The organism is Haemophilus haemolyticus (genome assembly GCF_003493685.1).
In the GTDB taxonomy this organism is placed as follows: domain Bacteria; phylum Pseudomonadota; class Gammaproteobacteria; order Enterobacterales; family Pasteurellaceae; genus Haemophilus; species Haemophilus haemolyticus_O.
In genome coordinates, this window is record NZ_QQJW01000011.1 from 52,525 (window position 1) to 64,596 (window position 12,072).

Annotated in this window: 12 protein-coding genes and 2 pseudogenes; 6 read left to right on the forward strand and 8 right to left on the reverse strand. The window is 38.5% G+C overall.

The genetic code is table 11. The features are described 5' to 3' along the window. Position 1: 1 nt before the first annotated feature. The 5 genes from nusA to tyrA all read left to right on the forward strand — a co-directional run bounded on the left by nusA (position 2) and on the right by tyrA (position 6,757). The gene (gene nusA, locus DV434_RS08590) at positions 2-1,489 is read left to right on the forward strand and encodes a transcription termination factor NusA (protein ID WP_005645077.1); all 1,488 of its coding nucleotides are present in this window, start codon (positions 2-4) and stop codon (positions 1,487-1,489) included. A gap of 11 nt (positions 1,490-1,500) precedes the next feature. After that, positions 1,501-4,035 carry a translation initiation factor IF-2 gene (gene infB / locus DV434_RS08595; protein WP_118785764.1) on the forward strand — a complete coding sequence of 845 codons (2,535 nt, stop codon included), beginning with the start codon at positions 1,501-1,503 and terminating at the stop codon, positions 4,033-4,035. Between the two features lie 201 nt (positions 4,036-4,236). After that, entirely contained in the window at positions 4,237-4,623 is a 387-nt protein-coding gene (gene rbfA / locus DV434_RS08600; protein WP_005628626.1) for a 30S ribosome-binding factor RbfA, read from the forward strand. Next, positions 4,623-5,543, forward strand: coding sequence for a tRNA pseudouridine(55) synthase TruB (gene truB, locus DV434_RS08605; RefSeq protein WP_118785765.1), 921 nt, complete (start codon positions 4,623-4,625; stop codon positions 5,541-5,543). Before rbfA ends, truB begins: the two co-directional genes overlap by 1 nt. An 89-nt stretch (positions 5,544-5,632) precedes the next feature. After that, positions 5,633-6,757, forward strand: a complete 1,125-nt coding sequence (gene tyrA, locus DV434_RS08610) for a bifunctional chorismate mutase/prephenate dehydrogenase (RefSeq protein WP_118785766.1) — start codon at positions 5,633-5,635, stop codon at positions 6,755-6,757. A gap of 39 nt (positions 6,758-6,796) precedes the next feature. On the opposite strand, the gene DV434_RS08615 is transcribed toward tyrA, so the two are convergent. Both DV434_RS08615 and DV434_RS08620 read right to left on the reverse strand, forming a co-directional pair. Beyond that, the gene (locus DV434_RS08615; RefSeq protein ID WP_118785767.1) at positions 6,797-7,240 is read right to left on the reverse strand and encodes a DUF2846 domain-containing protein; all 444 of its coding nucleotides are present in this window, start codon (positions 7,238-7,240) and stop codon (positions 6,797-6,799) included. A gap of 14 nt (positions 7,241-7,254) precedes the next feature. Continuing rightward, entirely contained in the window at positions 7,255-7,875 is a 621-nt protein-coding gene (locus tag DV434_RS08620; RefSeq protein ID WP_118785768.1) for a porin family protein, read from the reverse strand. Positions 7,876-8,052: 177 nt separating this feature from the next. Here DV434_RS08620 and DV434_RS08625 point away from each other — a divergent pair, with 177 nt between their 5' ends. Then, positions 8,053-8,400 carry a helix-turn-helix domain-containing protein gene (locus DV434_RS08625; protein WP_118785769.1) on the forward strand — a complete coding sequence of 116 codons (348 nt, stop codon included), beginning with the start codon at positions 8,053-8,055 and terminating at the stop codon, positions 8,398-8,400. A gap of 56 nt (positions 8,401-8,456) precedes the next feature. Here DV434_RS08625 and queF read toward each other — a convergent pair whose 3' ends face one another. The 6 genes and pseudogenes from queF to DV434_RS08655 form a co-directional block, all read right to left on the reverse strand. Beyond that, on the reverse strand, positions 8,457-9,296 hold the full coding sequence (gene queF, locus DV434_RS08630; RefSeq protein WP_118785770.1) for an NADPH-dependent 7-cyano-7-deazaguanine reductase QueF: 840 nt from the start codon (positions 9,294-9,296) through the stop codon (positions 8,457-8,459). Between the two features lie 126 nt (positions 9,297-9,422). Further along, entirely contained in the window at positions 9,423-10,208 is a 786-nt protein-coding gene (locus DV434_RS08635) for a Zn-ribbon-containing protein (RefSeq protein ID WP_118785771.1), read from the reverse strand. Next, positions 10,199-10,579, reverse strand: coding sequence for a SufE family protein (locus tag DV434_RS08640; RefSeq protein ID WP_118785772.1), 381 nt, complete (start codon positions 10,577-10,579; stop codon positions 10,199-10,201). Before DV434_RS08640 ends, DV434_RS08635 begins: the two co-directional genes overlap by 10 nt. Beyond that, positions 10,576-11,775 (reverse strand): cysteine desulfurase, encoded by a 1,200-nt coding sequence (locus DV434_RS08645; protein WP_118811586.1) that lies wholly within the window; start codon positions 11,773-11,775, stop codon positions 10,576-10,578. Before DV434_RS08645 ends, DV434_RS08640 begins: the two co-directional genes overlap by 4 nt. Beyond that, positions 11,765-11,947, reverse strand: a pseudogene (locus DV434_RS08650) (thermonuclease family protein); the annotation flags it as partial. The pseudogene DV434_RS08650 and the gene DV434_RS08645, both read right to left, overlap by 11 nt. 23 nt (positions 11,948-11,970) lie before the next feature. Continuing rightward, positions 11,971-12,072 (reverse strand): annotated as a pseudogene (locus DV434_RS08655) (IS1595 family transposase); the annotation flags it as partial.

Below are 12,072 nucleotides of genomic sequence, written 5' to 3' on the forward strand. Positions count from 1 at the left end.
AATGAGTAAAGAGATTTTACTGGCGGCAGAAGCCGTATCCAACGAAAAGTTATTACCACGTGAGAAAATTTTTGAAGCGTTAGAAAGTGCAATTGCGCTTTCTACCAAGAAAAAATATGAATACGAAACAGATATTCGAGTATCAATCAACCCAAAAACAGGGGATTTTGATACTTTCCGTCGTTGGTTAATCGTTGATGAAGTCAAAGTGCCAACGAAAGAAATTACTTTAGAAGCGGCCCAATTTGAAGACCCAAATCTTCAACTAGGCGATTATGTAGAAGATCAAATCGAATCTATCGCATTTGACCGTATTGCAATGCAAACTGTACGCCAAGTAATCAGCACCAAAATCCGTGAAGCTGAGCGTGCAAAAGTTGTAGAACAGTTCCGTGCTGAAGAAGGCAAAATTGTCACCGGTACTGTGAAAAAAGTAAGTCGTGACAGCATCATCTTAGATCTTGGCAATAAAGCAGAAGCGATGATTGCTCGTGAAGACATGTTGCCACGTGAAAATTTCCGTCCAGGTGACCGTGTGCGTGGTGTGCTTTATAAAGTAAATCCTGAAGGCAAAACTGCACAATTATTTGTGACACGTTCTAAACCAGAAATGTTGATCGAATTATTCCGTATTGAAGTGCCTGAAATTGGTGAGGAAATGATTGAAATTCGTGGTGCAGCTCGTGATCCTGGTTCTCGCGCTAAAATTGCAGTGAAATCAAACGATAAACGTATTGACCCAGTTGGTGCTTGTGTGGGTATGCGTGGTGCGCGTGTTCAAGCCATTACCAATGAACTTGGTGGTGAGCGCGTAGATATCGTGCTTTGGGATGATAATCCGGCACAATTCGTGATCAATGCAATGGCACCAGCTGATGTGTCTTCTATCATCGTTGATGAAGATAATCATTCTATGGATATTGCCGTTGAAGCCGCTAACCTTGCGCAAGCAATTGGTCGTAATGGTCAAAACGTACGTTTAGCAACACAATTAACGGGTTGGACACTAAACGTGATGACTACTGATGACTTAAATGCAAAACATCAAGCAGAAGATAACAAAGTTTTAAACTTATTTATGAACGCATTAGAACTTGATGAAGAATTTGCTCAAATCCTTGTAGAAGAAGGCTTCACAAGTTTAGAAGAAATTGCTTATGTGCCAATGAATGAATTGACAGCAATTGATGGTTTAGAAGATGAAGATCTTGTCGAAGAACTTCAAACTCGTGCTAAAAATGCGATTACCGCCGCAGCGGTTGCTGAAGAAGAAGCATTGAAAAAAGCGAATATTGAAGATCGCTTATTGAATTTAGATGGCATGAATCGCCATGTGGCATTCAAATTAGCTGAAAAACAAATTACTACTCTCGAAGAACTCGCCGAACAGGGTGTAGATGATTTAGCAGATATTGAAGAATTAACAGCAGAACAAGCAGCAGATTTAATTATGGCTGCACGTAATATCTGTTGGTTTGGCGAAGAATAAGGAGAGTAGTAATGACTGAAGATGTTAAGGCTGATGCGCCAAAGAAATTAAGCATTCAACGCAGAACAAAAACAACAGTGAGCAGCACCACAACTGGCGGTAAAAGCAAAGAAGTACAAGTAGAAGTACGTAAAAAACGCACAGTAAAAACTGATATTGCTCAACAAGAAGAAGCAAAATTAAAAGCACAGCAAGAAGCGGAAGCGAAAAAAATTGCTGAGCAAAAAGCAGCAGAAGAAAAAGCTCGTTTAGAAGCTGAAAAAGTAGCAGCGAAGAAAGAAGCTGATGAAAAAGCAAAAGCTGAAAAAGCGAAAGTAGAAACAGCTAAGCCGGCAAAAAGTGCGGTAGATTCTAAAGCAAAATCTGTTGATCCTGAAAAAGAGAAACGCAAAGCAGAAGAAGCAGAACTTCGTCGTAAAGCTGAAGAATTAGCTCGTCAAAAAGCAGAAGAACAAGCTCGCCGTGCAGCAGAAGAAGCGAAACGTTATGCTGAAGCAGATGATTCAGAAAATGACTCTTCTTCAGAAGACTATTCTGATTACAACTTAAGTTCAAGATATGCACTTGAAGCTGAAGATGAAGAAGATCGTCGTAACGAAAATCGTGGCCGTGGCAAAAATAAAGTAGCGAAAGCTAAAAAGGGCGGTCGCGACGATGAAAATAGCAAAAACTCGAAAAACGAGCGCGAATCTAATCGTAAAAATCAAAAAGACGCTAAATTTGGTAAAGGTAAAAACGGCAAAAAAGGTGCCGCACTTCAACAAGCCTTTACTAAACCAGTTCAAGTTGTGAAAGCGGATGTTGTCATTGGTGAAACTATTACCGTTGCTGAATTAGCGAACAAGATGGCTGTAAAAGCGACTGAAATCATCAAAACGATGATGAAGATGGGCGAAATGGTTACTATTAACCAAGTTATTGACCAAGAAACCGCTCAATTAGTGGCAGAAGAACTTGGTCATAAAGTGATTCTTCGCAATGAAAATGAGCTTGAAGAAGCGGTATTAGGCGATCGCGATGTAAACGCAGAAAAAGTAACGCGTGCACCAGTTGTAACCATCATGGGTCACGTTGACCATGGTAAAACCTCTTTACTTGACTATATTCGTAAAGCGAAAGTTGCAGCAGGTGAAGCGGGTGGAATTACCCAACATATCGGTGCCTATCACGTAGAAATGGATGATGGCAAAATGATCACCTTCTTAGATACTCCAGGACACGCAGCGTTTACTTCTATGCGTGCACGTGGTGCAAAAGCTACAGATATCGTTGTTCTTGTTGTTGCTGCCGATGATGGTGTGATGCCTCAAACTATCGAAGCGATTCAACACGCAAAAGCAGCGGGTGCACCTTTAGTAGTTGCAGTAAATAAAATCGATAAACCAGAAGCAAATCCAGACCGTGTTGAGCAAGAATTATTACAACATGATGTCATTTCTGAAAAATTCGGTGGTGATGTTCAATTCGTTCCAGTATCTGCGAAGAAAGGTACAGGGGTTGATGAGTTATTAGATGCAATCTTACTTCAATCAGAAGTGCTTGAATTGACCGCTGTAAAAGACGGCATGGCAAGTGGTGTAGTCATTGAATCTTACTTGGATAAAGGTCGTGGTCCTGTGGCAACTATCTTGGTTCAATCAGGTACACTACGTAAAGGTGACATCGTACTTTGTGGTTTTGAATATGGCCGTGTACGTGCAATGCGTGATGAAAACGGGAAAGAAGTTGATGAAGCAGGTCCTTCAATTCCAGTTGAATTATTAGGTCTTTCAGGCGTGCCTGCAGCGGGTGATGAAGCAACCGTTGTACGTGATGAGAAAAAAGCACGTGAAGTTGCGTTATATCGTCAAGGTAAATTCCGTGAAGTGAAATTAGCTCGTCAGCAAAAAGCGAAACTTGAAAATATGTTTAGCAATATGTCTGAAGGCGATGTGGCTGAATTGAACGTTATTGTGAAAGCAGACGTACAAGGCTCTGTAGAAGCGATTGTTCAAGCGTTAAATGAACTTTCTACCAATGAAGTAAAAGTTAAAGTTGTTGGTTCAGGTGTAGGTGGTATTACTGAAACTGATGCAACTTTAGCTGCAGCATCTAATGCTATTATTGTCGGCTTTAACGTTCGTGCTGATGCATCTGCACGTCGTGTCATTGAAGCGGAAAACATTGATTTACGTTATTACTCAATCATCTATGAATTGTTGAATGAAATTAAAGCAGCAATGAGCGGTATGTTAGAGCCTGAATTTAAACAAGAAATTATTGGCTTAGCTGAAGTTCGTGATGTATTCCGTCATCCGAAATTTGGTGCAATCGCAGGTTGTATGGTAACCGAAGGTGTAGTGAAACGTAACAATCCAATCCGTGTATTACGTGACAACGTCGTTATCTTTGAAGGGGAATTAGAATCTCTTCGCCGTTTCAAAGATGATGTATCTGAAGTTCGTAACGGTATGGAATGTGGTATCGGCGTGAAAAACTACAACGATGTAAAAGTCGGCGACCAAATCGAGGTGTTTGAAGTGGTTGAAGTTAAACGTTCAATCTAATCTTTAACAAAATAAAGGGCGGTTAAAAATCATAGTGTTTTTAATCGCCCTTTTCTTATCAACACTCTTAAATAACCTTATTTTTAGATAAAAGAATATATTTAATTTGTCTAAAAACAGTACCAGGTTGAAAGGGATTTTTGCGTGCTAAATTCAATGATTTCCAGTAGAATGAGGCGCTTTTATAAATAAGGAATAACTATGGCAAGAGAATTTAAACGTAGCGATCGCGTCGCTCAAGAAATACAAAAAGAAATAGCAGTCATTTTACAACGCGAAGTGAAAGATCCCCGTATTGGGATGGTGACGGTTTCTGATGTGGAAGTGTCGAGCGATTTATCTTACGCAAAAATCTTCGTGACTTTTTTATTTGATCATGATGAAACGGCAATTGAGCAAGGTATGAAAGGCTTAGAAAAGGCATCGCCTTATATTCGTTCATTACTAGGCAAAGCGATGCGTTTACGTATCGTGCCAGAGATTCGCTTTATTTACGATCAATCCTTAGTGGAAGGGATGCGTATGTCAAATCTTGTGACAAATGTTGTGCGTGAAGATGAGAAAAAACACGTTGAGGAAAGCAACTAATGTCTAGACCTCGTAAACGCTGGCGTGATGTTGATGGTGTGTTTTTGTTGGATAAACCACAAGGCATGTCATCAAATGATATTATGCAAAAGGTAAAGCGTTTATTTCAAGCGAACAAAGCGGGGCATACTGGCGCGCTCGATCCGTTGGCAACGGGGATGTTGCCGATTTGTCTGGGCGAGGCAACTAAGTTTTCACAATTTTTGCTTGATGCAGATAAGCGTTATCTTGTTACGGCAAAATTAGGAGAACGTACTGATACTTCCGATGCGGAAGGGCAAGTGGTGGAAACTCGTGAAGTTCATGTTGAAACTCAGCAAATTTTGACCGCACTTGAACAATTTCATGGCGATATTTTACAAGTGCCGACAATGTTTTCCGCACTAAAACATAACGGTAAACCGCTTTATGAATATGCGCGACAAGGTATTACGGTTGAGCGTGAGGCTCGTCCAATTACGATTTTTGAACTCAATTTTATTGACTATAACGCGCCTTTTTTAACCTTAGAAGTGCATTGTTCAAAAGGCACTTATATTCGCACCTTAGTAGATGATTTGGGTGAAGTGCTAGGTTGTGGTGCACATGTGACAATGTTACGCCGTACAGCCGTAGCGGATTACCCCATAGCAGAAATGATGCTAATCGATGAGTTACAATTGCTCGCTGAAAGTTTTCCGTTAAGTGAATTGGATCGTCTATTACTGCCAACTGATACTGCTGTAAGTAAATTGCCCGCTTTGCATTTAGATGCAGAGCAGAGTAAAGCCATTGGTTTTGGTCAGCGAGTGAAATTTGCTAACGAACAGCAATTAAGCGGTCAAGTGCGGTTATTTTCAGTGGAGAATTTATTCTTAGGTGTAGCCTTAATTGATGGAAATATAATTCGCCCACAACGGTTAATCACACAATCCGCATAACTTAATTGCCTTTCTTATAAAATTCTAGTAATCTCCCTGTAATTAATTTTTTACAATATGTGTAAGATAAACATTACAGGTGAGGTTTTATGGAAGCCCTTAAAGATTTACGTTCTGAAATTGATTCGCTTGATCGCGAACTTATCCAACTTTTTGCTAAACGTCTTGAGTTGGTTTCTCAAGTCGGTAAAGTTAAACATCAACATGGATTACCTATTTATGCGCCAGAGCGTGAAATAGCAATGCTCCAAGCGCGTCGTTTAGAGGCTGAAAAAGCAGGCATTTCAGCAGATCTGATTGAAGATGTTCTACGCCGTTTTATGCGTGAATCCTATGCCAATGAAAACCAATTTGGCTTTAAAACTATCAATCCTGATATTCACAAAATTGTTATCGTGGGTGGCTATGGTAAATTAGGTGGCTTATTTGCCCGTTATTTACGTGCATCTGGCTATCCAATTTCTATTTTAGATCGTGAAGATTGGGCGGTGGCTGAAAGTATTTTAACGAATGCTGATGTCGTGATTGTTTCCGTTCCCATCAATATTACTTTGGAAACGATTGAGCGACTAAAACCTTATTTAACGGAAAATATGTTGCTTGCAGATTTAACTTCCGTTAAGCGTGAACCGCTAGTGAAAATGCTTGAAGTTCATTCTGGCTCGGTGTTAGGTTTACATCCAATGTTTGGGTCAGATATTGCAAGTATGGCAAAACAAGTGGTTGTGCGTTGTGATGGTCGTTTTCCTGAACGTTACGAATGGTTACTTGAGCAAATTCAAATTTGGGGAGCAAAAATTTATCAAACCGATGCCACAGAACACGATCACAATATGACTTATATACAAGCCTTGCGCCATTTTTCAACTTTTGCGAATGGTTTACACCTTTCCAAACAGCCTGTTAATCTCGCTAATTTATTGGCACTTTCTTCCCCTATTTATCGCTTAGAACTTGCGATGATCGGTCGTTTATTTGCGCAAGATGCAGAGCTTTACGCAGATATTATTATGGATAAACCAGAAAATTTAGCAGTAATTGAAACACTAAAACAAACTTACGACGAAGCCTTAGCTTTCTTTGAAAATAATGATCGTCAAGGTTTTATTGATGCTTTCCATAAGGTGCGTGACTGGTTTGGCGATTATTCAGAACAATTTTTAAAAGAAAGCCGTCAGCTATTGCAACAGGCGAATGATTTGAAGCAGATGTAGTAAAAACGGTTGATTTTAGTTTAATCAACCGTATTGATATTATTTTGATAAAGCCATATTGAGATTTTTAATAGCTTTTTTACCCGTTTCTTCTGATACCTGTTCTAAATTAGCCCCACCAACAAATACCCCCATTTTTATGTATTGGCGAACAAAATAGTTTTTTCCACCATCCATTTGTAGAGTTAAATGATTGTCGCTAAACTCAGATTCAGTAGATATTTTATGATTACCTGGTTTGAGTTTTTGATAGAAAAATACTTTTGGCGCTGATTCACCAATATATTTATCATCCACATAAAGATCTTTCTTCAATGCACTACCAAAAATAGAGTCTCTGTAAATATATAGACCTGCTTGATCTTTGGCTGGAAGCGAGAATTGTTTAGCTTTAATATTATTTTCTGGCGTGTCCATTACAGTATGCGCACATCCAGTTAAAAATAATGAAGCAAATATTAATAATGAAAGTAACTTTTTCATATTTTTCTCCTAGTTTAGAACTGATAGCTAAAATTTAATCCAATGTTACTGGTTTTTACCTTAATATTATCCTGCCCATTTAAGGCTGCTCTATGGTATTCTATGCCAACATTAATAGCATCTGTTACCGCGTATTTAATACCCGCCCCTAATCCAATACCGATTACAGATGAGTTTTCAATGGATACATAATTAGCTTTAGGAATATTTTCCTGATTAATATCAAATACCCCAGCATCAAGGCTAAGTTTTACATAAGGTAGAAAACGTTCTGAAATTCGATAGCCTTGTAGATAGGCAATACTAATGTTTGCTTTCTCTTTCGTTATATTCTCTCCTTCAAATTTAGATTTTGCGCCACTAATAAAGCGATACTTTGCTTCAGCTTGACCAATAAAATTAGATTGACCGAATTGAAAGCCAAATCCACCTAGAATACTTAAACCAGTGGATTTATTACCTTGTGATTCAAAATTACCAGAATACTGAGTGCCACTATGAAGTTTTTCATAGGGAATAGAAATCTGATGTTGGCTAGAACCAAGTTCACCACCAATATACCAGCCTGTAAAATTGGCATTAGACAAAGAGGGTATTAAGATAGCAATACTTGCTATTGCAAATATTTTTTTCATATGAGTGTCCTTAACTTAATGTTCATAAGCTTTAAAATTATGCTCAGAATGAGCTGTGTAATTCTATAAATCAACAAAAATAAAATCAACATATTTTACTATAATAGAATTATTGGTTCCTGTTTTTGTGTATTTATTTTTTGTTCACTACTAAGAATTACATGTGGTGAGTAGAAAATGACAGTAAATAAACAACACTTCACAAAACAGTTGGGTAAGGCAATTGCTCAATACAGACAAAAACAAGGATTAACTCAAGAGCAAATTGCTGAAAAATTAGGAATAACAAACGAAGCTGTATCTAAGTTTGAAAGGGGAGTATCAACTCCTTCATTGACAAGATTATTTGAATACTCTGAAATTTTTAATTGCAAAATTGTTGATTTATTCTCAGTATCAAGTGACAGAGTAATTGATCGTGCTGACTATTTGGCTCAGCTTTTATTGAAAGTTAATGAAGAAGAAAGAGCTTTAATTATTGATATGGTTGAAAAAATGGTTGAACATTTTTCAAAGAATCCATAAGTCATTTGTAGCTAAGTGCGGAGAAAATTTTTATTAAATCTCACCGCACTTTTCTTTTACTGTCTCGCTAATCTTAAGTTTTCAGGTAAATTCTCAAAATTAGAACGGAACGGGTTGATATCTAATCCGCCACGACGAGTATAGCGTGCGTAAACAGTGAGTTTTTCTGGTTTTGCGTAGTGCATTAAATCGCAAAAAATACGTTCGACACATTGTTCGTGGAATTCATTGTGTTGGCGGAACGATACAACGTAACGTAATAATTTTTCGTGATCGATTTTTTTACCAACATAGTGAATATGCAAGGTACCCCAGTCTGGTTGATTAGTGATGAGGCAGTTAGATTTCAACAAATGGCTGACTAATTTTTCTTCGACAATTTCATCAGATATGCAATCTTTCAGCCAATCAGCGTTAAATTCGTAGCTGGTAATTTCAATATCTTGTTCATCAATGCAATCACCTTGTAAGTGATCAATTTTTTGAGAATCGTAAACTGACACTGGATTTAACCGCACTTTTACATCGCCTTGCGCGCATTCGCTTAAATCGCGTTGCATTGTTTGTTGAACGGAGTTGAAGTCGGCAAATTTGCTTTGGTTGAAGCTATTTAAATAAAGTTTAAAACTTTTTGATTCAATCAAATTTTGGCTTTGATAATCCAGATAAATGTCTGCGATAGCCACTTGTGGCAAGCCTTTTTCGTTGAGCCAAGAGATTTCATAAGCCGTCCAAATATCGGCACCAATGGTAAAAGGCTGGTTTTGAGTAATGCCCAATCCATCGCGATTTAATGCGCGTGGCACAGGCTGTAATAAAGTGCGGTCATATTGAGAGGCATATTCCGTTTTTTGACCGAGTTTTAAGGATTTTAAGCTGTTGTCTTGGTAATTCATTTATTTTTTCCTTTATATGTTAAAAATAATTTTGCCTTCCCCTGCTTGCGGGGGAAGGTGGCGCGAAGCGTCGGAAGGGGGATAAGACTTTATCATTCCAACAGAGAGTTGAGGCTTCGACTTAAATTACAAAAAATTCCACGATAGATTCGAAACTAATCGACAGGTGTCGCATTTAAAATGAAAGGTATCAAAAATCGCGTCTTTTAACGCCCAGTTTGCACCACAAGAGGGGCAGCAACGGGATTTTTCAGATTCTAAAGATTGCCCACCTACACGATATAAATAATAGTAAGTCGGTATGCCCGTTTCTTTTTCGATTTCTTGGGCTAAATATCGTCCGTGTTTTGAAAGTGTGCTTTGATGCTCAGAAATTTCTGCCAAAGATTGTTGTTCTAATACCGCACCATTCATTTGTAGTTGATCACAGGCTTGCCAATTTTCTTGCCATTTAATCAGATCTTGGCTTAAGTGCGGTTGATTTTTCAACTGTTTATACAACGAAATTGGTGCGAAATTTTCTCCGCTATGAATCGGCGAGCAGCTTTGTAAATGAGTTGTGTAAAGCACTTGCCAAGCTGGCGAGACATTTTCTGCCGTTTGATCTGAATTGAAATCATCGCCCACAAGTTGAAAACCATCAAAAATTAGGCCGCACTTTTCGGCTTCTTGTAATGCTCTATTCACTTCTGCGTTATTATTTTGCGGGAAAAGACTATCTTGCTCAGGGCAAATGACACGCATAGCAAAGCCTTGTGTGCCATCTTCTTCCGCCAAATATAAAGGAATTTCACGTCCGATAATTTGCCCGTTATACCGCCATTGATCGATCACTGCATTAAGTAAACGGCTTTGTGATTCAATGTTATTTTCTAGTGCAGTTAGGCGAAAATAGGTTTCGATTAAATACATAAATTTTTTAATTGCTGTCCGATTTGGTTTAGGCCGTTTAAACGCGTTTCGCTTAAACGTTGTGAAATGCCGAGTTCGCTAAAAAATACAGTAATATCAAATTTATTCAATTCATCCGCTGTTTTGCCATTGATTTGAGTGAATAAAATCCAAAGCAAGCCATTCATAATTCTGGCTTCGCTAAATCCGTTGAATTGAAAAGTGCGGTCATTTTTAGGCATAATTTGAAACCACATTTGTGCTTCGCAGCCAGTAATAGGTTGCATTTGAGCGAGTTCATCATCGCTTGGGCGAGATAAATTTTTGCCAGCTTGAATAATCAGGCGATAGCGTTCTTCCCAATTTTTAGCTTGTTTTAATTGTTCTATCATTGTAATAAATCCAGTGCTTTATCTAAGGCAGTAAAAAATGCCTCTACATCTTCCTGTGTATTATAAGGGGCAAAAGATAGGCGTAATGTGGTGTGTTCGCCTAAGCGTGCTAAATAAGGTTGAGCGCAATGTTCGCCTACACGAAGCGCAATATTTTGTTCGCTTAAGAGCGTTGAAAGATCGGAACAGTCAATGCCGTCAAATATAAAGCAAACAACGGTGCTTGGTTGAGGGGAATTGAATAATCGGCAATTCTCGTAAGATTTTAACCGCACTTTGACGGATTCAGACAAGGATATAGTGTGCTGTTCTGCTGCGGTAAAATCCCATTTTTGTAGCCAATCCAGTATGGCATTAAAGCCAATAACTCCAGCAATATTGGGTGTGCCTGCTTCTAAACGATAAGGCAACTCGGCAAAAGTAATAAGATCATTTGATACACGATCAACCATTTTCCCGCCAAAAAAGAGCGGTTGAAGTTGAGAAAGTGCGGTCAATTTTCCTGTTAAAACGCCAAGCCCATTTGGGCCATAAATTTTATGGGCAGAAAATGCGAGGAAATCTGCATCTAAATCTTGTAAATCGATTTTAATATGACTAATTGCTTGTGCTGCATCCACTAAAATCAAGGCATGACTATGTTTTCTGATAAGTTGAATCAGGCGTTTAATTGGCTGTTCTGTGCCTGTGACATTTGAAACAAAATTTAGCGCAACCAGTTTTGTTTTTTCAGAAAGGGCTGAAATAAGCGCATTTTCATCAATTAGCCAATTATCTAAAATCGGTAAAACTCGAATTTTTGCACCGCACTTTCTCGCCGTTTCGTGCCAAGTGACAAAATTAGCATGATGATCTGCTTGGCTAATCAGAATTTCATCTTCTGCGTTTAATTGTGGTAGTAATCCATTTGCCACTAAGTTAATCGTGTGAGTTGTACCCGAAGTCCAAATAACAGCGCGTTTATCTTCAGCATTAACCCATTCTTTAACTTGTGTGCGAGCCTGTTCATATTGCGCTGTTTGGGCTGCATCATATTGGCTACGGTGCACTGAACCTGCAGACGCATAAAATTCAGCAGTGCGATCAATTAATACTTGAGGTTTCAATGCGGTGGCAGCGTTATCTAAATAAACAACCGCATCTTCACGTTGGAAATAGGGAAATTCTTGACGGAAAGTTTGATAATCAAAAGCCATATTGATTTTTCTCTTGTCTGCGCCATTGACTTGGTTCAATCGGATTATTGTCCGCCCAAAGACCAATTCCTTTGGCTTGTGCATTTTCTTGAGCTTGAAGATAAATCGGATCATGGGAATATTGCTTATAAGCCCATGCCATACCTTGTTTAACCATTTCTAAATTAATATTGGGGCTGTACTAGATAACTAGATCTAAATCCCCTTAACTAATTGTTTTAAAATGGAAATTTGAGATTTTATTTCACTGTTGTTAAAACGCCATTCACATTCCTTTAAATATAGCTCAAAATGCTC